At 72.0% G+C, this 20,999-nt stretch carries 18 protein-coding genes; 13 read left to right on the forward strand and 5 right to left on the reverse strand.

What is annotated here, in order from left to right; genetic code table 11:
* Positions 1-116: 116 nt before the first annotated feature.
* The 4 genes from OCT49_RS21710 (at position 117) to sucD (ending at position 4,660) form a co-directional block, all read left to right on the forward strand.
* A complete protein-coding gene (locus OCT49_RS21710) occupies positions 117-692 on the forward strand; it encodes an IS607 family transposase (RefSeq protein ID WP_283851640.1) in 576 nt (191 codons plus the stop codon).
* Entirely contained in the window at positions 685-2,313 is a 1,629-nt protein-coding gene (locus OCT49_RS21715; RefSeq protein WP_283853502.1) for a transposase, read from the forward strand. Before OCT49_RS21710 ends, OCT49_RS21715 begins: the two co-directional genes overlap by 8 nt.
* 259 nt (positions 2,314-2,572) lie before the next feature.
* Entirely contained in the window at positions 2,573-3,754 is a 1,182-nt protein-coding gene (gene sucC / locus OCT49_RS21720; RefSeq protein WP_283853503.1) for an ADP-forming succinate--CoA ligase subunit beta, read from the forward strand.
* A gap of 21 nt (positions 3,755-3,775) precedes the next feature.
* A complete protein-coding gene (gene sucD, locus OCT49_RS21725) occupies positions 3,776-4,660 on the forward strand; it encodes a succinate--CoA ligase subunit alpha (protein ID WP_148838788.1) in 885 nt (294 codons plus the stop codon).
* 165 nt (positions 4,661-4,825) lie between these two features.
* Here the strand turns inward: sucD and OCT49_RS21730 are convergent, their stop codons facing one another.
* On the reverse strand, positions 4,826-6,424 hold the full coding sequence (locus tag OCT49_RS21730) for a sigma factor-like helix-turn-helix DNA-binding protein (protein WP_283853504.1): 1,599 nt from the start codon (positions 6,422-6,424) through the stop codon (positions 4,826-4,828).
* 125 nt (positions 6,425-6,549) lie between these two features.
* Between OCT49_RS21730 and OCT49_RS21735 the strand changes: the two genes are divergently transcribed.
* The gene (locus tag OCT49_RS21735; RefSeq protein WP_283853505.1) at positions 6,550-8,316 is read left to right on the forward strand and encodes a cell division protein PerM; all 1,767 of its coding nucleotides are present in this window, start codon (positions 6,550-6,552) and stop codon (positions 8,314-8,316) included.
* 38 nt (positions 8,317-8,354) lie between these two features.
* Here the strand turns inward: OCT49_RS21735 and OCT49_RS21740 are convergent, their stop codons facing one another.
* Positions 8,355-9,239, reverse strand: a complete 885-nt coding sequence (locus OCT49_RS21740) for a hypothetical protein (RefSeq protein WP_283853506.1) — start codon at positions 9,237-9,239, stop codon at positions 8,355-8,357.
* Positions 9,240-9,547: 308 nt separating this feature from the next.
* On the opposite strand from OCT49_RS21740, the gene purN reads away from it, so the two are divergent.
* Together purN and purH are read left to right on the forward strand one after the other, a co-directional pair.
* Positions 9,548-10,204 (forward strand): phosphoribosylglycinamide formyltransferase, encoded by a 657-nt coding sequence (gene purN / locus OCT49_RS21745; protein ID WP_148838790.1) that lies wholly within the window; start codon positions 9,548-9,550, stop codon positions 10,202-10,204.
* Positions 10,191-11,750, forward strand: coding sequence for a bifunctional phosphoribosylaminoimidazolecarboxamide formyltransferase/IMP cyclohydrolase (gene purH, locus OCT49_RS21750; RefSeq protein WP_283853507.1), 1,560 nt, complete (start codon positions 10,191-10,193; stop codon positions 11,748-11,750). Before purN ends, purH begins: the two co-directional genes overlap by 14 nt.
* A gap of 137 nt (positions 11,751-11,887) precedes the next feature.
* Here purH and OCT49_RS21755 read toward each other — a convergent pair whose 3' ends face one another.
* Complete coding sequence (locus tag OCT49_RS21755) at positions 11,888-12,610, reverse strand: RDD family protein (RefSeq protein WP_283853508.1); 723 nt, start codon at positions 12,608-12,610, stop codon at positions 11,888-11,890.
* A gap of 228 nt (positions 12,611-12,838) precedes the next feature.
* On the opposite strand from OCT49_RS21755, the gene OCT49_RS21760 reads away from it, so the two are divergent.
* The 4 genes from OCT49_RS21760 (at position 12,839) to OCT49_RS21775 (ending at position 17,589) form a co-directional block, all read left to right on the forward strand.
* Positions 12,839-13,702, forward strand: coding sequence for a bifunctional methylenetetrahydrofolate dehydrogenase/methenyltetrahydrofolate cyclohydrolase (locus OCT49_RS21760; protein WP_283853509.1), 864 nt, complete (start codon positions 12,839-12,841; stop codon positions 13,700-13,702).
* A 30-nt stretch (positions 13,703-13,732) separates the two neighbouring features.
* Positions 13,733-14,437, forward strand: a complete 705-nt coding sequence (locus OCT49_RS21765; protein ID WP_283853510.1) for a DUF3017 domain-containing protein — start codon at positions 13,733-13,735, stop codon at positions 14,435-14,437.
* A gap of 635 nt (positions 14,438-15,072) precedes the next feature.
* Positions 15,073-16,062, forward strand: a complete 990-nt coding sequence (locus OCT49_RS21770; protein WP_283853511.1) for a malate dehydrogenase — start codon at positions 15,073-15,075, stop codon at positions 16,060-16,062.
* Positions 16,063-16,212: 150 nt separating this feature from the next.
* Entirely contained in the window at positions 16,213-17,589 is a 1,377-nt protein-coding gene (locus tag OCT49_RS21775) for a B12-binding domain-containing radical SAM protein (protein ID WP_283853512.1), read from the forward strand.
* A 69-nt stretch (positions 17,590-17,658) separates the two neighbouring features.
* On the opposite strand, the gene OCT49_RS21780 is transcribed toward OCT49_RS21775, so the two are convergent.
* Together OCT49_RS21780 and OCT49_RS21785 are read right to left on the reverse strand one after the other, a co-directional pair.
* Positions 17,659-18,393: an isocitrate lyase/PEP mutase family protein gene (locus tag OCT49_RS21780; RefSeq protein ID WP_283853513.1), complete on the reverse strand. Its 735-nt coding sequence runs from the start codon at positions 18,391-18,393 to the stop codon at positions 17,659-17,661.
* Between the two features lie 206 nt (positions 18,394-18,599).
* Positions 18,600-19,118, reverse strand: coding sequence for a carboxymuconolactone decarboxylase family protein (locus tag OCT49_RS21785; protein WP_283853514.1), 519 nt, complete (start codon positions 19,116-19,118; stop codon positions 18,600-18,602).
* A gap of 47 nt (positions 19,119-19,165) precedes the next feature.
* Here OCT49_RS21785 and pdxR point away from each other — a divergent pair, with 47 nt between their 5' ends.
* Both pdxR and OCT49_RS21795 read left to right on the forward strand, forming a co-directional pair.
* Positions 19,166-20,575 (forward strand): MocR-like pyridoxine biosynthesis transcription factor PdxR, encoded by a 1,410-nt coding sequence (pdxR, locus tag OCT49_RS21790; RefSeq protein WP_283853515.1) that lies wholly within the window; start codon positions 19,166-19,168, stop codon positions 20,573-20,575.
* 151 nt (positions 20,576-20,726) lie between these two features.
* On the forward strand, positions 20,727-20,999 hold the full coding sequence (locus OCT49_RS21795; RefSeq protein ID WP_283853516.1) for a hypothetical protein: 273 nt from the start codon (positions 20,727-20,729) through the stop codon (positions 20,997-20,999).

The raw sequence follows: 20,999 nt of genomic DNA on the forward strand, positions 1-20,999 counted from the left end.
CGGGAGACCGGCGGGAGGCCGGCAGCAGGGGTGGCGGCCCAGGGGTCTGCACCTGCTGGTCCGCGAAGTCGGGTAAGTGAGCGTAACCATGTGTGAGTGAGTGTCGTTGTCGGGGTGTGAATCTGACGGAATGGGCGAAGACGCAGGGTGTGCATCCGCAGACCGCGTATCGCTGGTTCCGTGAGGGGGTGTTGCCGGTACCGGCTCAGCGGGTCGGACCGCGCACGATCCTGGTGAACATCGACGCGAACACTACGCCTGAGGCCATCGGTGGTCTGGGCCTGTATGCCCGTGTGTCCTCGCACGATCAGAAGACCGATCTGGAACGCCAGGTCGCGCGGCTGTCGGCGTGGGCGGTGAACGCCGGTCACCGGGTCGTTCGTGTCGAGGCGGAGATCGCTTCGGGGATGAACGGCTGCCGTTCGAAGGCCCGGCGTCTGCTGGCCGACCCGAACGTGACCACCGTGGTGGTGGAGCATAAGGACCGGCTCGGCCGGATGAACGTCGAGCTTGTCGAGGCCGCCTTGTCGGCGACGGGCCGTCGCCTGCTGGTGGTGGACGACGGCGAGGTCGCAGACGACCTGGTGCGGGACATGGTGGAGGTACTGACGTCGTTCTGCGCCCGTCTGTACGGGCGCAGGTCGGCGAGGAACCGTGCCCGCAAGGCACTGGAAGCGGCCGAACATGGCTGACCTCCGCCCGATCGCCGCGCCGTTCGTCGCTCTCGGCCCGTCCGGTGTGGCGGTGCGTACCCGGCTGGGGGACCTCACGCCCGCGGATGAGAAGGTTCTGCGCCTGGTGGGGGCGCACCTGGGCTCGCTCGCCTCGAAGGACCTCAAAGCGCGTTGCACCGACGGCTTGGAGCACTCCGCCGAGTCATGGGCGGTCCGTAAGCGGGACCTGACGGCCCAGTCGTCGTCCAGGTGGGCCGGGGCGATCACGAAGGCCACGCATGACCAGTGGGCGCTCGCCCGGCGCGGCCAGGCCGCGCACGTGCAGGGCCTCGAAGCCGGTATCGCGACGATCCGGCACCGGCTGTCGCTGCCGGTCGGCCGGAAGGGCACCAAGCAGACTCCGGGCGGCTACCGCTCCACGCACGAGTGGTTTAACAAAGCGCGCCGCCTGCACGTGCTGGAGGACCGGCTCGAGAAGGTTCGGGCCGACCGGGAAGCGGGTCGGGTGCACGTCGTGCGTGGCGGTAACCGTCTGCTGGGCACCCGTCACAACCTCGACAGGGCGCAGCTCACCGCGTCCCAGTGGCGTGAGCGGTGGGAAGCGGGGCGCTGGTTCCTCAAGGCGGACGGCGAGTCGGGGAAAAGGTTCGGCAACGAGACGATCCGCATCACGCCCGAGGGCGAAGTGTCGATCAAGCTCCCGGCCCCGCTCGCCGACCTGGCGAACGCCCGGCACGGCCGGTACGTACTCGCTGCCAAGCTGCGGTTCCCTTACCGGGAGCAGGAGTGGGCCGACCGCGTGGAGGCCAACCGGGCCGTGGCCTACCGCATCCACTACGACACCGGGCGCGGCCGCTGGTACGTGGACGCCTCCTGGCAGATCCCACCCACCGCGACCATCCCACTCCAAGCCGCCCTCGCGGGCGGCGTGATCGGCGTGGACACCAACGCCGACCACCTCGCCGCATGGCGCCTGGACACCCACGGCAACCCGATCGGCCGGCCGCGCCGGTTCTTCTACGACCTGTCTCAAGGCGCCCAGCACCGCGACGCCCAGGTACGGCACGCCCTCACACGGCTGCTGAACTGGGCCAAAGCCTGCGGCGTCAAGGCCATCGCGGTCGAAGACCTCGACTTCCAGACCGGGAAGACCAGAGAGAAGCACGGGCGCAAGCGCCGATTCCGGCAACTCATCTCCGGCATGCCGACGGGCAAGCTCCGCGCCCGGCTGACCTCCATGGCCGACGCCACAGGCATCGCGATCATCGCCGTGGACCCGGCCTACACCAGCAAGTGGGGCGCCCAGCACTGGCAAAAGCCGATGGCCGGCCCCACCCGTAAGACCACCCGGCACGATGCAGCGAGCATCGCGATCGGACGACGCGCCCAGGGACACCCGATCCGGCGACGGACGACACCGCCCCGTGCACACCAGAGCGATGTGCACGGGCATCGGACCATCCAGGCCGACCGGTGTGCCCCTGGGCGTGAGGGACCCCGCCCCCGCATCCCCGGACCACGGACACGATCCGTGCCGCCGGACGCGGCGAGTACGCGGGCAACCAGGACATCCAAAACCGTTCGGGGTGTCCGCAGTGACCAGGTATGGGTCCAAGACTCACTCCTGCTCACTGATTAGGAACGGTTCGGAGCGTGCCTTGTTCCGTGTTCCGTCCACCGCGACCCGGCCACCGGCGTGATCTGTGACCGTAATCACCGCTCCGTCGGTATCTGTGATTTAGGGTCCTGCGGGACGCGGGGATAACCTGCGAGATGGACATGCCGCGTACCGGGGTCACCGTGTGCGCCCTCCTGGTGACACAGCAGTCACGTTGCCCCTCGCGGCACGCCCACGCAGAAAACGAACCGCGAGACCATTGATTAAGGGACGGACGCGCGTGGACCTGTTCGAGTACCAGGCGAGGGACCTCTTCGCCAAGCACGGTGTACCGGTGCTGGCCGGTGAAGTCATCGACACGCCTGAGGCGGCCCGCGAGGCGACCGAGCGGCTGGGCGGCAAGTCGGTCGTCAAGGCGCAGGTGAAGGTCGGCGGTCGCGGCAAGGCCGGCGGCGTCAAGCTGGCCGCCACCCCCGACGAGGCGGTCGCCCGCGCGACCGACATCCTCGGCATGGACATCAAGGGCCACACGGTCCACAAGGTGATGATCGCCGAGACCGCGCCGGAGATCGTCGAGGAGTACTACGTCTCGTACCTCCTCGACCGCACCAACCGCACCTTCCTGGCCATGGCCTCGGTGCAGGGCGGCATGGACATCGAGGAGGTCGCGGAGAAGACCCCCGAGGCCCTTGCGAAGGTCCCGGTCGACTCCAACACCGGCGTCACGATCGAGAAGGCCCGCGAGATCGTCGCCCAGGCGAAGTTCCCGGCCGAGGTCGCCGAGAAGGTCGCCGAGGTCCTGGTGACGCTGTGGGACACCTTCGTCGCCGAGGACGCGCTCCTCGTCGAGGTCAACCCGCTCGCGAAGGTCGCCTCCGGCGACATCCTCGCGCTGGACGGCAAGGTCTCCCTCGACGAGAACGCCGACTTCCGTCAGCCCGAGCACGAGGCGCTGGAGGACAAGGCCGCGGCCAACCCGCTGGAGGCCGCCGCCAAGGCCAAGAACCTCAACTACGTCAAGCTCGACGGCCAGGTCGGCATCATCGGCAACGGCGCCGGTCTGGTCATGTCGACGCTGGACGTCGTCGCGTACGCCGGTGAGAACCACGGCAACGTGAAGCCCGCCAACTTCCTCGACATCGGTGGCGGCGCGTCCGCCGAGGTCATGGCGAACGGCCTGGAGATCATCCTCGGCGACCCGGACGTCAAGTCCGTCTTCGTCAACGTCTTCGGCGGCATCACCGCGTGCGACGAGGTCGCCAACGGCATCGTCCAGGCCCTCGAGCTGCTCAAGTCCAAGGGCGAGGACGTCACCAAGCCGCTGGTCGTGCGCCTCGACGGCAACAACGCGGAGCTGGGTCGCAAGATCCTCTCCGACGCGAACCACCCGCTCGTTCAGCGCGTGGACACCATGGACGGCGCGGCCGACAAGGCCGCCGAGCTCGCCGCGGCTGCGAAGTAAGGGACGAGGGACTCCAACACCATGGCTATCTTCCTCACCAAGGACAGCAAGGTCATCGTCCAGGGGATGACCGGCGCCACCGGCATGAAGCACACCAAGCTCATGCTCGGTGACGGCACCAACATCGTCGGCGGCGTGAACCCGCGCAAGGCCGGTACGTCCGTCGACTTCGACGGCACCGAGGTACCCGTCTTCGGCTCGGTCGCGGAGGCGATGGAGAAGACCGGCGCGAACGTGTCCGTCCTCTTCGTGCCGCCGGCCTTCGCCAAGGCCGCCGTCGTCGAGGCGATCGACGCCGAGATCCCGCTCGCCGTCGTGATCACCGAGGGCATCGCCGTCCACGACTCGGCCGCCTTCTGGGCGTACGCGACGTCGAAGGGCAACAAGACCCGGATCATCGGCCCGAACTGCCCCGGTCTGATCACCCCCGGCCAGTCCAACGCCGGCATCATCCCGGGCGACATCACCAAGCCCGGCCGCATCGGTCTCGTGTCCAAGTCCGGCACGCTGACCTACCAGATGATGTACGAGCTGCGCGACATCGGCTTCTCCTCCGCCGTCGGCATCGGTGGCGACCCGGTCATCGGCACGACGCACATCGACGCCCTCGCGGCGTTCGAGGCCGACCCGGAGACCGACCTGATCGTGATGATCGGTGAGATCGGCGGCGACGCCGAGGAGCGTGCGGCCGACTTCATCAAGGCCAACGTCACCAAGCCGGTCGTCGGTTACGTCGCGGGCTTCACCGCCCCCGAGGGCAAGACCATGGGCCACGCGGGCGCCATCGTCTCCGGCTCCTCCGGCACCGCCCAGGCGAAGAAGGAGGCCCTCGAGGCCGCCGGCGTCAAGGTCGGCAAGACGCCGACCGAGACGGCCAAGCTGGCGCGCGAGATCCTCGGCGCCTGATCGCCCGATCGCATCGCGGCACCGCACGGACGGCGCGGGCCCGTACCCCGGTCAAGGGGTACGGGCCCGCGCCGTCCGTGTCGGTCCGCCGTCCGTCTCGGTCCGTCGTTCCTGTCGGTTCTCTCCTGTCCTGTCGGCCCTCCTGTCCTTGTCCGGGCCGGTGGTTCAGCCGGCGCCGGGGACCAGCCGGGCCGGGCCCCGCACGAGTTCGCCGTGCAGCTTCTTCCGCAGCTTCAGGTCCTGCGGCGTCAGCTTCTCCGGACCGCTGCGCGGCGGCACTCCGTCGACCTGCCGGGCGGGTGACGCCGGGGCCTCGTACCGTGCCGTGGCCGTCGCCAGGGTGAACAGCGTCAGGCCGATGATCAGCACCGTGAAGGAGACGGCCGCCCTGGTCCACAGCTGGGCCTTGCGCTCGCTGCCCTCGCGGACCACGGCGGGCGGAAGGAGCGAGCCGCAGGGCTGGGCCAGGGCGAGCGCGCCGAGCTGTTCGTGCAGGAGCGCCGGCCGGTCGGCGAACGCCTCGGCCCCGAACTGCCCGGAACCGGCGTCGGACGCGGCATCGGTGGTGGGGTCCTCCGTCGGCGCGGAGAGCCGCTCGGCGATCGCGGCACGGGCGTTCATCAGCCGGCTCGCCGCCGCCGGGGTGCTCGCCTCCGTCTCCGCCGCCGTGTCCGGCAGGTCCAGGCCGACACCGTCATGGAGCAGCAGGGTGCGCCGGTACGAGGGCGGCAGCGCGAGCAGCGCGTCGAGCAGGGCCCGCGCACCGGGCTCGGCCTGCGGCGGGTCGGGGCGGCGGTGGGCGCGGCGCAGCCGGTGCCACGGCGACACGGCGTACTCGTACGTCGCGGCCCGTACCCAGCCCACCGGGTCCCGGTCCACCGCGACCTCGGGCCAGCGGTCCCAGGCCAGGGCGAAGGCCTGCGCCACGGACTCCCGGGCGAGGGCCCGGCGCCCGGTCAGCAGGAAGGCCTGCCGGAAGAGGGCCTCGGCGCAGTGCCGGTACAGGGCGTCGAACGCCTCGGTGGGGGAGAGCCCGTCGGGCCGGTCCCCGTCGGTTCGGTGTCCGACGGTCCCGTCCCTGTCGGTCCCGTCCTCCGGGGCCGCTGCGGGCGCGGGGGACGCGACGGGCATCACGGGTGCCGAGGGGGGCGCCGCGGGTGTCCTGGGCGCCGCAGGTGGTGCTGCGGACGCGCCTTTGGTGCCTGACGCGCGCTTGGTGAGTGACGCGCGCCCGGTGGTGGACGTGCGTTTGGTGACCGACACGCGTTTGATCGCCGGTGCGCGGCGGGTGGTGGGCGTGCCGGGCAGATCCGGGGTGGTGCCGGGTTCGGTCGGGGCCATGGCGGTGCTCCCGGTGGCTTCGACGGGGTTCGGCGGACCGGACGACGGCTGCGCGGACGGTCCCGGTTTCGTGGACACCACCGGTTTGGGCAGCCGCCCGACCGTCGTCGGCGACGTCGGTCGGGCGGCCCGCTTGGCGGCGGCCTTCGGCCGGGTTTTCGCGGGGGCCGTCTTGGTCCGTGTGTTCGGAGGCGGGGCCTGCGGGCCCGTCCTGCCTCCGCCGATCAGCCTGGCGTATGCCTCGCGCTTCCGCCCCCGGGGAGAACTGCGTCCCGTCTCCCAGGCCCGGACCGTGGCCCGGGTGACGCCCACGGCCGTCGCCACCTGCTCCTCACTCAGTGACTTCGCCTCGCGCAGTCTGCGGCGCTCCTTGGGGGAGGGGAGTGGGTGGACAGCGGCCGGATCGGCCGGACTCCGCGTCATGTAGAACCCCCGTTGGAGCGGCACCGGGTGAAAAAGAACATAAACGTATATTGAGCGACACAACGGCTGTTCGCCTGTTACGCGGAATAAGCGCGTGTCGTTGGGAACATTGCGGTGTGACCCGAATGACCGAACGCAGTCCGTCGCCGCCGGCGGAGTCCCACCGGTCCACCGCGCCGCTCTTCGCCCTCCTGCGCGGGGCGGTCGCGGCCGGGCTGGGGCTGGGCTCGTTGACCGTGCTCGTCCTGGTGCTGTGGATCTGCTCCCCGGACCCGGAGAGCAGCTCCGGCGGCGCCCTCCACACGGCGGCCGGACTCTGGCTGCTCGCCCACGGCGCCGAGCTGATCAGGACCGACACGCTCAGCGGGGTTCCCGCTCCGATCGGCCTCGTTCCGCTGCTGCTCACCGTGGTGCCGGTGCGGCTCGTGCACCGGGCGGTCCGGGACGCGCTGGCCGACGAGGAGCGCCCGGCGTCCTCGACGAGGGTCACCTTCCTCATGACCGTCGGCGGGTACCTGCTGGTGGGGGCGGCCGTCGCGGTCTACGCGCGGGGCGGCGGCGAGCTGTCCGTGCGCCCGATGTCACTGCTCCTCCCGTCGGCCGTCGTAGTGATGGGCGCCGCGGCGGCGGGGGTCCGGACGGTGGCCGGACGCCCGGCCGGACCGCTGCCGTCCTGGGTGCCCGTGCGGCTGCACGAGGCGCTGGCGCCCGGCCGGTTCGGGGAACGGGCGAGGACGGCGTGCCGCTCGGCCGCGGCCGGGGCGGCGGTGCTGCTCGGCGGCGGGGCGCTGCTCGTCGCGGTGGCGCTGGTCCGGCACGCGGAGTCCGTGCAGCAGTCGTTCGGCCGGCTCGCGGGCGACGGGGCGGGGCAGGTCTCGGTCCTGCTGCTCGCGCTGGTGCTGGTGCCGAACGCGGCGGTCTGGGCCGCGGCGTACGGGCTCGGGCCGGGCTTCGCGCTCGGTACGGCGTCCACGGTCACCCCGATCGCCTTCTCGGGGAGCCCGGCGCTGCCCGCCTTCCCGTTGCTCGCCGCGGTACCGGCCGAGGGCCCCGGCACGGCCCCGAACTGGGCGGCCGGGGTGGTGCCGGTCGCGGCGGGGGCGACGATCGCCTGGTTCACGGTGCACCGGGCCGCGCCCGCGCACGCGGCACGGGAGGAGGCGTGGAGCCTGCGGGAGACCGCGCTGACGGCCGCCCTGGGCGCGGTGGGGTGCGGGATCGGCATGGCGGTGCTGGCGGCGGTGTCGGGAGGGCCGCTCGGGACCCGGGCCCTGGCGGAGTTCGGGCCGGTGTGGTGGCTGACGGGGGCGGCGGCCCTGGGGTGGACGATGCTCATCGGCGTTCCGGGAGCGCTCCTGCTGAGGACCTGGCGGCTGCGGGAGTACGACGAGAACGAAGGCGAGGACGGGGCCGGAACCGGCGCCGGGGGCGGGGAACGGCCGGGCCGGAAGCAGGGGGAGCGGCAGGACCGGCAGGAAGGGGACGGCGAGGGGCAGCGGCGGTGGTGGTCGTGGCGCGGCCGTCGGGGTGATGTCGGGGCGGCCGGGGCCGAACCGCCCGTACCGGATGCCGTGTCCGTGGCCGCCCCGGCCCCCGCCCCGAAACCGAAGACGAAGCCCAAGCCGAAACCGAAGGCCGATGTCGGTGTCAGTGGTGCCAGCGGTACTGGTGGGGCGGCGGTGGCCGTGCCCGCACCCACCACCGTGCCCGCCCCCTCCGTCCGGGTGCCGGGCCCGGCCGGCACGCCCTGCCCGGCCGTCGCGCCCCGCCCTGACGAGGGCGAGGGCGAAGACGGGGACGACGGCCTCGAACCGTATGACTTCCTGCCGACCGACCCCTGGCACGGGCGGACGGCCCGGCCAGGAGAGGCCGGACCGTCCGGGGACCGGTGAGCGGGCGGGGCCCCGCCTCGCAGGGGCCCGGTCGCTTACTAGTTCTTCACGCCGAAGAACGGCTCCAGCGGCTCCGGCAGGTGGTCGTTGCAGGCCAGCTGGCCGGACTTGGTCAGGGCGTCGTTCACGCAGGTGTAGTAGTCGCGGTAGACCAGCTGCACCGTGAACGTCGTCGCGACGATCGAGAGCGCGATCAGCGCCGTCACCAGACCGCTGATCGCGGCCGTGGTCTGCTGCCTGCCGCCGCCCTGGACCGCCGGGGCGCCGGGCGCCGGGAGGCGTCCGGAGCCGGAGCCCTGGAGCGGTCCGCCGGCCGGGGCACCCGGAGCCGGGGCGGAACCGGCCCGGCCGGTGGCCTCCCCCGGCTTCGCCCGGAGCGAGCTGATCGACCAGTACACGGCGAGCGAGCCGAGCAGCAGGGCGATCTCCGGGAAGTCGAAGATCGCGAAGAAGAAGGCCCACATGCCGCAGAGCAGCGCGTAGCGCGCCCGGCGCTGGGCGGGGTCGGTCGGGTCCCAGCGCAGGCCGCCGGGGTTGCCCTCGGACCCGCCCTGGCCGTTCGGCCCGCCCTGGCCCCCCGGGCGTCCGCCGAAGCCGCCGTTCTGGCGGCCCGGCTGCCGGCTGCTCCACCGGCTGCCCCGGCCCGGCCGGTCGCCGGAGGAGCCGCCCTCGGACGACCCCTCGCCATTCCCGCCGTTGCCGGTGTCCGAGGGGAGGCGGCGGGGCTGCCAGGGCTGGTCGGGCCGGTTCTCGGGCGGTGCGGCGAACGGGTTGTCGTCCGCGGGGCCGGGCGCCCCGGCGGGCCCCGGGGCGCCGGAGGAAGAGGAGGAAGAGTCCGTGGAGGACTGGCGCTCCCGCATCAGCAGTGAGGTCCGCTCGGGCAGCGGGCGGCGGAAGGCGGTGCTGCGGCGTGGGTCCGGCATGTGGTGAACGTCTTCCCCATCTCGTCATTTCCGCCCTGTGGACGGTTCGCTGTCCCCTGACGCTACCTCCCGGCCAGGAGCCGTTGAAAGCGGGGAGCGGAGCACGGATGGCCGATACCCCTCACCCGGACGCGCACCGCGGGGCCGGGGGCCCGCGACCCCCGTCCCGTGGGGGTTCCCCGCGGTGCCGGTATCGTTGCTGGCGGTCGACTTGTTCGTAGAGTTCCCCGTATCGAGGGGCTCGGTTCTTTCGTACGACCATACAAATCAGCACCGCTCTGCTTCATCACGCGAGAAAGGGCCCAGCCGTGGCCTCCCCGCCCCCCTCCGCCGCCCCGGCCCGTCTGGTCGTACTGGTCTCCGGTTCGGGCACGAATCTCCAGGCGCTGCTCGACGCCATCGGTGACGACCCCGAGGGCTTCGGCGCACAGGTCGTCGCGGTCGGCGCCGACCGCTCCGGCATCGCCGGCCTCGAACGGGCGGAGCGCGCCGGACTGCCGACCTTCGTGTGCCGGGTCAAGGACCACGCCACCCGCGAGGAGTGGGACGCGGCGCTCGCGGCCGCGACGGCCGAACACCGCCCGGACCTCGTGGTGTCCGCGGGGTTCATGAAGATCGTGGGCAAGGAGTTCCTCGCCCGGTTCGGCGGCCGGTTCGTCAACACCCACCCCGCCCTGCTCCCCAGCTTTCCCGGTGCCCACGGGGTGCGTGACGCCCTCGCGTACGGCGTGAAGGTCACCGGGTGCACCGTCCACTTCGTCGACGACGGCGTCGACACCGGCCCGATCATCGCGCAGGGCGTGGTCGAGGTGACCGAAGAGGACACGGCGGAGGGCGAAGAGGCCCTCCACGAACGCATCAAACAAGTCGAGCGCAAGCTGCTCGTCGAGGCCGTCGGCCGGCTCGCCCGCGACGGCTATCGCATTGAGGGACGAAAGGTTCATCTCGGTCATGTCGGTGAATAAGCCCATCCGCCGCGCCCTGGTCAGTGTCTACGACAAGACGGGGCTCGAAGACCTCGCCCGCGGTCTGCACGAGGCGGGTGTCGAGCTGGTCTCCACCGGCTCCACCGCCGGAAGGATCGCCGCCGCCGGAGTCCCGGTCACCAAGGTCGAGGAGCTCACCGGCTTCCCCGAGTGCCTCGACGGCCGCGTCAAGACGCTGCACCCGCGCGTCCACGCCGGCATCCTCGCCGACCTGCGCCTGGACGCCCACCGCGAGCAGCTCGCCGAGCTGGGCGTGGAGCCGTTCGACCTGGTGGTCGTCAACCTCTACCCGTTCTCCGCGACCGTCGAGTCCGGCGCCTCCGACGACGAGTGCGTCGAGCAGATCGACATCGGCGGCCCGTCGATGGTCCGCGCCGCCGCCAAGAACCACCCGTCCGTGGCGGTCGTGACCAGCCCCGAGCGCTACGCCGACGTCCTCGCGGCCGTCAAGGCGGGCGGCTTCGACCTGACCGCCCGCAAGCGCCTGGCCGCCGAGGCGTTCCAGCACACCGCCGCGTACGACGTCGCCGTGGCGTCCTGGTTCGCGGACGAGTACGCGGCCGACGGCGACTCGGGCTTCCCCGAGTTCTTCGGCGAGACCTTCGCGCGCAAGAACGTCCTGCGGTACGGCGAGAACCCGCACCAGCCCGCCGCGCTCTACGCCGCCGCCACCGGCACCGGCGGCCTGGCCGGGGCCGAGCAGCTGCACGGCAAGGAGATGTCGTACAACAACTACACGGACACCGACGCCGCGCGCCGGGCCGCGTACGACCACGCCGAGCCGTGCGTCGCGATCATCAAGCACGCCAACCCGTGCGGCATCGCGGTCGCCGACGACGTCGCCGAGGCGCACCGCAAGGCCCACGCCTGCGACCCGCTCTCCGCCTTCGGCGGCGTCATCGCCGTCAACCGCCCGGTGACCGTCGCGATGGCCGAGCAGGTCGCGGAGATCTTCACCGAGGTCATCGTCGCCCCGGCGTACGAGGACGGTGCCGTCGAGGTGCTGGCCCGCAAGAAGAACATCCGCGTGCTGCGCTGCCCCGACGCCCCGGCCGCCGCGGTCGAGGTCAAGCCGATCGACGGCGGTGCGCTGCTCCAGGTCGCCGACCGCCTCCAGGCCGACGGCGACGACCCGGCCAACTGGACCCTCGCCACCGGTGAGGCGCTGACCGCCGACGAGCTGAAGGAGCTCGCCTTCGCGTGGAAGGCGTGCCGCGCGGTCAAGTCCAACGCGATCCTGCTCGCCAAGGACGGCGCCTCGGTCGGCGTCGGCATGGGCCAGGTCAACCGCGTCGACTCCGCGAAGCTGGCCGTCGAGCGGGCCGGCGAGGAGCGCGCCCGCGGTTCGTACGCCGCCTCCGACGCGTTCTTCCCGTTCCCCGACGGGCTGGAGATCCTGACCGCGGCCGGGGTGAAGGCCGTGGCCCAGCCGGGCGGTTCGGTCCGTGACGAACTGGTCGTCGAGGCCGCGAAGAAGGCCGGCGTGACGATGTACTTCACGGGCACGCGCCACTTCTTCCACTGATTTCGTCGACGGTTCACCACACCGTTCCGCACCCTCGGTGCACAACATTGCCGCAGGACACTGCCGCACAACACGAAGGGCCGGAACTCCGGGAGGAGTTCCGGCCCTTCGTGTTGTGGAACGGAAAAGGTGTCGCGTTACTTCTTGACGACGATGGTTCCGGCGGCACGGTCGTGCCAGCCCTGAAGCTTGCCGGAGTTGTCGAAGAACGGCGACAGGTAGACCAGGACGGCGCCGATGTAGCAGAGGAACGCGCCGACGATCGGGATGATCCAGCGGATGAAGCCGCCGCCGAGGCCCGGGTTCTGGCCGGTGTTCTCCTTGACGACCTTCAGGCCGAGGGCCATCTTGCCGAGGGTCGCGCCGACCAGCGCGATCATCAGCCACTCGTAGAGCAGCGTGATCAGGCCGAAGAGGGCCAGCATGCCGAGCATGGTGACGAAGAAGCTGCCGCCCACGTCATTGATGCAGGACTGGTAACCCGGGTCCAGGGAGGAACCACAGTCCTCGGCGCTCTCGGCGAGCCCCAGGGCGCCGGCCACGCCGACCGCGGTGAGGATGCCGTAGAGGACACCGATGATCAGGCCGTCGAGGAGGCGCGCGCCGAGACGGCGGCCCATCGAGGCGACCTGGACCGTGCCGAGGACCGGGACGTTGATGTAGCCGTTGTTGGCCTGGAGCGTGCCCGGGGCCTGGGGCGGGTATCCGTAGCCCGGCTGACCCTGCGGGGGCTGCTGCGGGTATCCGTAGCCCGGCTGGCCCTGCGGCGGCTGCTGCGGGTATCCGTAGCCGGGCTGGCCCTGCGGGGGCTGCTGGCCGTACGGATTGTTCGGGTCCGGGTTCGGGGCGCCGAAACTCATGTGGGCGTTCCTCCAACGTGCATGCGGGGACGATGCGGCCGCACGGAGGAAAGAAGATTTCAGTGGTCCGCCCCCCGGGTACTACTGCGGCACTGCGGTGTTAATCGTTATAAACGAAAAGTAAGTTTGTCCAGTCGCGGCCGGTGGATGTTGCTCAAGCGCAACATCGTGGCCGCTCACAGCACCTGGAATTGGTATGCGGGCGGGGTCATCCGCGAGTATGGGGACATGACTGCCCAGATTCTCGATGGCAAGGCCACCGCAGCCGCGATCAAGTCCGATCTCACCGTCCGCGTGGCGGCCCTCAAGGAGCGGGGCATCACCCCCGGCCTGGGAACCCTGCTGGTCGGGGACGACCCGGGCAGCCGTTGGTACGTGAACGGCAAGCACCGCGACTGCGCGCAGGTCGGCATCGGCTCCATCCAGCGCGAACTCCCCGACACCGCCACCCAGGAGGAGATCGAGGCGGTCGTACGGGAGCTCAACGAGAACCCCGACTGCACGGGTTACATCGTGCAGCTTCCCCTGCCCAAGGGGATCGACACCAACCGCGTCCTGGAGCTGATGGACCCGGCCAAGGACGCCGACGGCCTGCACCCGATGAACCTCGGCCGCCTGGTGCTCAACGAGACCGGCCCGCTGCCCTGCACCCCGCAGGGCGTCGTCCAGCTGCTCCGCCACCACGGCGTGGAGATCAACGGGGCGAACGTCGTGGTCGTGGGCCGGGGGGTCACGATCGGCCGCCCGATGCCGCTGCTGCTGACCCGCAGGTCCGAGAACGCCACCGTCACCCAGTGCCACACCGGTACGCGTGACCTCTCCGCCCACCTCAAGCAGGCCGACATCATCGTCGCCGCCGCCGGGGTGCCGCACATCATCAAGCCCGAGGACGTGAAGCCGGGCGCCGCCGTGCTCGACGTCGGCGTCAGCCGGGACGAGCAGGGCAAGATCGTCGGGGACGTCCACCCGGGCGTGGCCGAGGTCGCCGCCTGGATCTCCCCGAACCCGGGCGGTGTCGGCCCGATGACCCGCGCGCAGCTGCTCGTCAACGTGGTCGAGGCGGCCGAGCGCAACGCGGCCGCCGCCGTCTGAGCCGGCCGACCCGAATCCGGAAGGAACCCCATGGGTGCTGGTACGAGTCCGGCCGACCCGACCGCCGAGGACACGCGTACGGACGAGGCCCCGGCGACGGGCGCGGGGACCGGGGCGGAGACCGGATCCGGCCCGGGGAAGGAGAAGCCCGGCCCGGAGTCCGGGAAGGCCGCGGCGGCCGGTGCCGAAACCGATGCCGACGGTGGTGACGGCGGTGGTGACGGCGCCGACGCCGGGGGCGAGGCGCGGCCGGACGCCGACACCGACGCCGACGCGGGCACGGACGTGCCCGCCGCCTCCGGCAGCACCCGGGCCGGGGGCCCCGGCGCCGCTCCGCGGACGTCCCGGCGGTTCCCCCTGTTCACCAAGGACACCGCGCGTCCCGAGGGCGGCGGCCGGGCCGCGCCCGGGGACGCGCCCGCCCCGGCCCGGCAGTGGCCGCTGCTCGCCGTGCTCTGCACGGCGGGGATCGGCCTGCTGATCGTGGCCGTCGACCCCTTCGCCGAGGCGTTCCGGGTCGGCACGATGCTGATCGGCGCGGCCCTCATCGGCGGCGCGGTGCTGCGGATGACGGTCCGGTCGGTCGGCATGCTGGCGGTCCGTTCCCGCTTCACCGACATGGTGACCTACGGAGTGCTCGGCTTCCTCATCGTGATGCTGGCGCTGGTGGCCCAGCCCAAGCCGTGGCTGAACGTCCCGTTCCTCGAACAGGCCGTCCACTTCACGATCCGCTGATTCACCGATTCGCTGCCATGAGGCACGAAGCGCAACTCACGAGCTACGACCGGCCGGTTCATGAACCGGCCGGTCGTGGTCTATCGGGCCGCAGGGCCGCCGGGTCCTCGGACCCGGCCGGTACGGGCCGGGCGCGCGATTGCAGGACGGCGCCCGTCCCCTCCCCCGAGAAGGGACGGACACCCGGGGCGAGACCCGGTCCGGAACGTTCCCGTCCCGGACCGCGGCGACTTGATCGGCCTTGCCCCTGTCCTGCGTTCAGCCTGGTCGACGGGCCGATGGGGTTCAAGAGACGGCTGGGGCCTGTGGCACGGAAGTGACCATTCCGCCAAGGTGTGATCGTCCGGCAACGGAGTGACGAACAAGGGCGCACGGCGGGCGTGCACCTGGTTCCGAACACTCCCGTGCGCCCCGCCCCGCGCCCCCTCCTCCCCCGACCTCCTCCGAGTGACCGGATTCGTCCGGGTGAGCGCTGTGTGACGGGTTGTGTGCGGTGCCACAGGGGGCCGGGCCGCCGGAAGGTTCCGGGTCGGATAGCCTGGCCGCCGGATATCTCTTCACGTCAAGATTCAGACCGGGGATGTCCAGCACCAGGGGCAGGGACCCCCACCGCCAGCTGTCTAACGGAGATCGCCATGACCCGCACTCCCGTGAATGTCACCGTGACCGGCGCAGCCGGCCAGATCGGCTACGCGCTGCTCTTCCGCATCGCCTCCGGCCACCTGCTCGGCCCGGACGTGCCGGTCAACCTGCGTCTCCTGGAAATCCCGCAGGGCCTGAAGGCCGCCGAGGGCACCGCGATGGAGCTCGACGACTGCGCCTTCCCGCTGCTGCGCGGCATCGAGATCACCGACGACGCCAACAAGGCGTTCGACGGCGCCAACGTCGCCCTGCTGGTCGGCGCCCGCCCGCGCACCAAGGGCATGGAGCGCGGTGACCTGCTCTCCGCCAACGGCGGCATCTTCAAGCCGCAGGGCAAGGCCATCAACGACCACGCCGCGGACGACATCAAGGTCCTCGTCGTCGGCAACCCGGCCAACACCAACGCCCTGATCGCCCAGGCCGCCGCCCCGGACGTACCGGCCGAGCGCTTCACCGCGATGACCCGCCTCGACCACAACCGCGCGATCTCGCAGCTGGCCGCCAAGACCGGTGCCGCCGTCTCCGACATCAAGAAGCTGACGATCTGGGGCAACCACTCGGCGACCCAGTACCCGGACATCTTCCACGCCGAGATCGCCGGCAAGAACGCCGCCGAGGCCGTCAACGACGAGGCGTGGCTGGCCGACACCTTCATCCCGACCGTCGCCAAGCGCGGCGCCGCGATCATCGAGGCCCGGGGCGCGTCCTCCGCCGCCTCCGCCGCCAACGCCGCCATCGACCACGTGCACACCTGGGTCAACGGCACCGCCGAGGGCGACTGGACCTCCATGGGCATCCCGTCGGACGGCTCCTACGGCGTCCCCGAGGGCCTCATCTCGTCCTTCCCGGTCACCACGAAGAACGGCACGTACGAGATCGTCCAGGGCCTGGAGATCAACGAGTTCTCCCGCAAGCGCATCGACGCCTCGGTGAAGGAGCTCACCGAGGAGCGCGACGCCGTTCGCGAGCTCGGCCTGATCTGATCCGTACGTCCTTTCCGTACGCCCCTTCGCGTACCCCGTCGCCCCCGGCAGCACCCGCCGCCGGGGGCGACGTGCGTCGGCGGACGTGCCGGACGGGTCGCGTCCCCCCGGCCGGGAACTGATCGTGCGGCTTCCCGAGTCTGGGCTTTCATGCGCGTGACGATGATCCTCCCGGCACTGACCGAGGCGACCAGCCCGCTGTTCCGGCCCATCAAGTACTCGCTCTTCCCGCCGCTGGGCCTGGCCACCCTCGCCGGGTACCTCGACCCGGACGACGAGGTGACGCTCCTCGACGAGCACGTCGAACGGGTCGACATCGAGACGCTGGAAAGCCCCGACCTCCTGGTCGTCCAGCCGTACATCACCTCCGCGCGGCGCGGCTACGAGATCGCCGACCACTTCCGTGCCCGGGGCGTCCACGTCGCCATGGGCGGTCTGCACGTGACCTCGCTGCCGGACGAGGCCGCCGCGCACGCCGACACGATCTTCACCGGGCCGGGCGAGGACACCTGGCCGCTGTTCCTCAAGGAGTTCCGGGACGGGGTGCCGGGCCGCCGGTACGACTCGAAGCTGCGCACCCTGGCCGGGCTCCCGCCCGTGCGCCGGGACCTGATCAAACGGCACCTGTACCTGGTGCCGAACTCGATCGTCGTCTCGCGGGGCTGCCCGCACCACTGCGACTTCTGTTACAAGGACGCCTTCTTCGAGGGCGGGAAGTCCTTCTACACCCAGGCCGTGGACGACGCGCTCGCCGAGATCGAGCGGCTGCCCGGCAGGCACCTGTACTTCCTCGACGACCACCTGTTCGGCAACCGCCGCTTCGCCGAGGCGCTGTTCGACGGGATGGCCGGCATGGGGCGGCTCTGGCAGGCGGCCGGCACCGTGAAGTCCGTGCTCCAGCCGGACCTGCTGGAACGCGCCGTGGACGCGGGGCTGCGCAGCCTGTTCGTCGGCTTCGAGACGGTGAACAGCGCGAACCTCGCCGAACGGCGCAAGGACCAGAACATCGGCAAGGACTACACCGCCGCCGTGCGCCGGCTCCACGACGCCGGGGTCATGGTCAACGCCAGCTTCGTCTTCGGGCTCGACCACGACGGCCCGGACGTCTTCGACCGCACGGTGGAGTGGGCGGTCGAACAGGGCATCGAGACGGCCACCTTCCACATCATGACGCCGTACCCGTCCACCGGGCTGTGGAAGCAGCTGGAGGCGGAGGACCGGATCGTCCACCGGGACTGGGACCTCTACGACACCCGCCACGTCGTGTACCGGCCCAAGGGCATGACGCCGCGCCAGTTGGAGGACGGCTACTGGCGCGCGTACCGCGACTTCTACCGGTGGTCCAACATATGGCGCGGCGCCGCGGCCCAGCCGGGTACGCACGAACGGCTCAGGCACCTGGCGTACGCGGGCGGCTGGAAGAAGTTCGAGCCCGCCTGGGACGCCCTGATCCGCTCCCGCAACGTGGTGCGGGCCATGCCGATGCTGGAACGGACCCTGGCGGCCTTCGGCGGCAGACGGGCATGAGACGGCCCTGGCGGCCTTGGGCGGCGGCCGGGCACGAGACCGGGCCCGGCCCGGTCCGAACGGGAGGCCCTACGCCTTCCGCAGCTCGTCCGCGATCTCCCGCACGGCCGCCAGGGCGCGCCGCTGCAGCCCCGGGCCGAAGGTGATCCGGGTCGCGCCCAGCTCGCCGAGCCGGCGCGGGGCCGGACCGTCCGGCAGGGCGAGGGCGTTGAGCGGGCCGGGGACGGCGGCGGCCAGCCGGGGCAGCGCCTCGGGCGGGGCCAGGATCGGGTAGACGCAGTCCGCGCCCGCCGCCACGTACAGCAGGGCCCGGCGGACCGTCTCCGCCTCCGGGTCCGCAGTGCCGGGGGAGCCGTGGACGTAGGTGTCGACGCGGGCGTTGACGAAGAGGAGGTCGCCCGCGGCCTCCCGGACCGCGGCGATCCGGTCCGCCTGCCGCTCGGCTTCGACGAGCGTGCCGTCGACCGAGTCCTCCAGGTTGCAGCCGACGGCCCCGCTCTCCAGGAGCCGCTCCACGAGCTCCTTCGGGGCCAGCCCGTAACCCGCCTCGACGTCCGCCGAGACGGGCACGGAGGCCGGGACGGCCCGCACGATCCTGGCCACGGCCGCGAACATCTCGGCGGCGGGCGTCGCCCCGTCCTCGTAACCGAGCGAGGCCGCGATCCCGGCGCTGGGCGTCGCGAGCGCCGGGAAGCCCGCCTCGGCGAAGGCGCGGGCGCTCGCCGCGTCCCACGGGCCGGGGAGGACGAGCGGGTCGCCCGGGGCGCGGTCGTGGTGCAGGGAGCGGAGGACGGACGCGGTCATGCGTGACTCCTGTGGGTGCGGGCCGGAAGACGGACGAGGGGCGGGAACGGGGACGGGGACGGGAACGGGGACGCGCCGGGTGGCACCCGGCACGTGACCAGGGATCCCGTGACCCGGGGTCCTGGATCCCGGCTCCCGTGACCCGGGCGCCCGTGACCCGGCGCGCAGTCGGGTCACCCGGTCGCACCGGGGCCGACCGTGCCGGGTCAGTGCTTGATGTCGCCCGGCTTGTAGTGGCCGGGAACCATGCGGGTGGTCACCGCGAAGCGGTTCCACGCGTTGATCGTGACGATCGCGGCGACCAGGTGGGAGAGCTCGGTCTCGTCGAAGTGCTCGGAAGCCTTCTCCCACACCTCGTCCGGCACGAAACCGTCGGTCAGCACGGTGACCGCCTCGGTCAGCTCGATGGCCGCGATCTCCTTGGGCGTGTAGAAGTGCCGCGACTCCTCCCACGCGCCGAGCTGGATGATCCGCTCGACCGACTCGCCCGCCGCGAGCGCGTCCTTGGTGTGCATGTCGAGGCAGAAGGCGCAGTGGTTCAGCTGCGAGGCCCGGATCTTCACCAGCTCGGCCAGGACCGGATCGAGACCCTTCCGGGACGCCCTGTCCAGCTGGACCATCGCCCGGTAGGCGTCGGGGGCCAGCTCGGCCCAGGACTGCTTCAGGCGGGGGGTGTGCTCGGGGTTGAGGCCGGAGGCCGGTGCGCTGTTCTCGTTCGTCGTCATGCGTACGACACTACGAGCCGGGTGGCACACATGTATGGTCCATTTCCATGACGGATTCATGGGCCACTTTCGGTGCCGACCTGCATCTCGACACCACCGGATCGACCGGGCTGCGGGCCGGGCTCATGGACGCCCTGCGGGAGGCCGTGCGGACGGGCAGGCTGGCCCCCGGCACCCGGCTGCCGTCGTCCCGCGGGCTCGCCGCCGACCTCGGCATCGCCCGGAACACCGTCGCCGACGCCTACGCGGAACTGGTCGCCGAGGGCTGGCTCACCGCCCGGCAGGGCTCGGGCACCCGGGTGGCCCGGCGGGCCGAGCCGCGCCCCTCGGCCGTCCGGGTCACCCGGACCCGGACGCGGGGCTCCCGGGCCGCGCACAACCTGCTGGGCGGGTCGCCCGACCTCTCGACGTTCCCGCGCGCCGAATGGCTCAAGGCGGCCCGCCGCGCCCTGACGGCCGCGCCCCACGACGCCTTCGGGTACGGCGACCCGCGGGGGCGCGTCGAACTGCGCACCGTGCTCGCCGGCTACCTGGCCCGCGCCCGGGGCGTCCACGCCGACCCGGAACGCATCATGATCTGCGCCGGGTTCGTGCACGCGCTGAAACTGATGGGGCCGGTGCTGCGCAAGCGACGGGTGCGGGAGGTGGCCGTCGAGTCGTACGGGCTGGACTTCCACTACGACCTGCTCCGGGACGCCGGGCTGCGGCTGCCCTGCCTGCCGGTCGACGGCTTCGGGGCGCGCACCGACGAACTGGCCGGACTGCGGGGCGTGGGCGCGGTCCTGATGACGCCCGCGCACCAGTTCCCCACCGGGGTGCCGCTGCACCCCGACCGCCGGGCCGCGGCGGTGGACTGGGCACGGGCCACGGGCGGGCTGATCCTGGAGGACGACTACGACGGCGAGTTCCGCTACGACCGCCAGCCGGTCGGCGCGCTCCAGGGCCTCGACCCCGACCGCGTGGTGCACCTGGGGACGACGAGCAAGTCGCTGGCCCCCGGCCTGCGGCTGGGATGGATGGTGCTGCCGGAGGACCTGGTGGGGGAGGTGTCCGAGGCCAAGGGGGTGAGCGACTGGTCGTCGAGCGCGCTGGACCAGCTGACGCTCGCGGAGTTCATCGCGTCGGGCGCGTACGACCGCCATGTGCGCTCGATGCGGCTGCGCTACCGGCGCCGCCGCGACCAGCTCGTCGAGGCACTGGCCCAACGGGCCCCGGAGGTCCGGATCAGCGGCATCGCCGCAGGACTGCACGCCGTGCTCGAACTCCCCGAGGGCAGCGAGCCGTCCGTGCTGCGGGCGGCCGCGTGGCAGGGGCTGGCGCTGGAGGGGATATCGCGCTTCCGCCACCCCGACGCGGCACCGGGGCGGGACGCGCTGGTCATCGGCTACGGAACCCCCACCGACAGCGCCTGGCCCGGCGCCCTGGAGGCCCTCTGCCGGGTCCTGCCCACCCGGTGACCGTGCCCCTCCCGACCCGTGCCCCTCCCGACCCGTGCCCCCCGGGCCCGGGACCTGTGCTGCCGGGGCCCGAACCCCCCGCGCTAGTCTGATGAACGGTCGCGTTCGATGGTCGCACTGGCTTGATCTTTACCATGGGGGAGACGGGGACATGGCTGTACGAAGGCTGCGGTCGAGCACGGTGGTGCTCGGCGGCATGGGGGTGCTCGCCGCGATGATCACCTCCTGCGGTTCGGAACCGGACAAGCGGTGCGTCGACCCGGTCAGCCGGGACAAGCTGCCGAGCTACGAGTGCAAGGGCGGCGGCAAGGGCTCGTACTACTACGGCGGCAGCAGCAGGAACGGCAAGGCCGAGGGCGGCAGCTTCGACAAGTCGGCGGTCGACCGGGGCGGTTTCGGCTGCTCGGGCACCGGCGGCGGCTGA

This window comes from Streptomyces sp. ML-6 (assembly GCF_030116705.1).
In the GTDB taxonomy this organism is placed as follows: domain Bacteria; phylum Actinomycetota; class Actinomycetes; order Streptomycetales; family Streptomycetaceae; genus Streptomyces.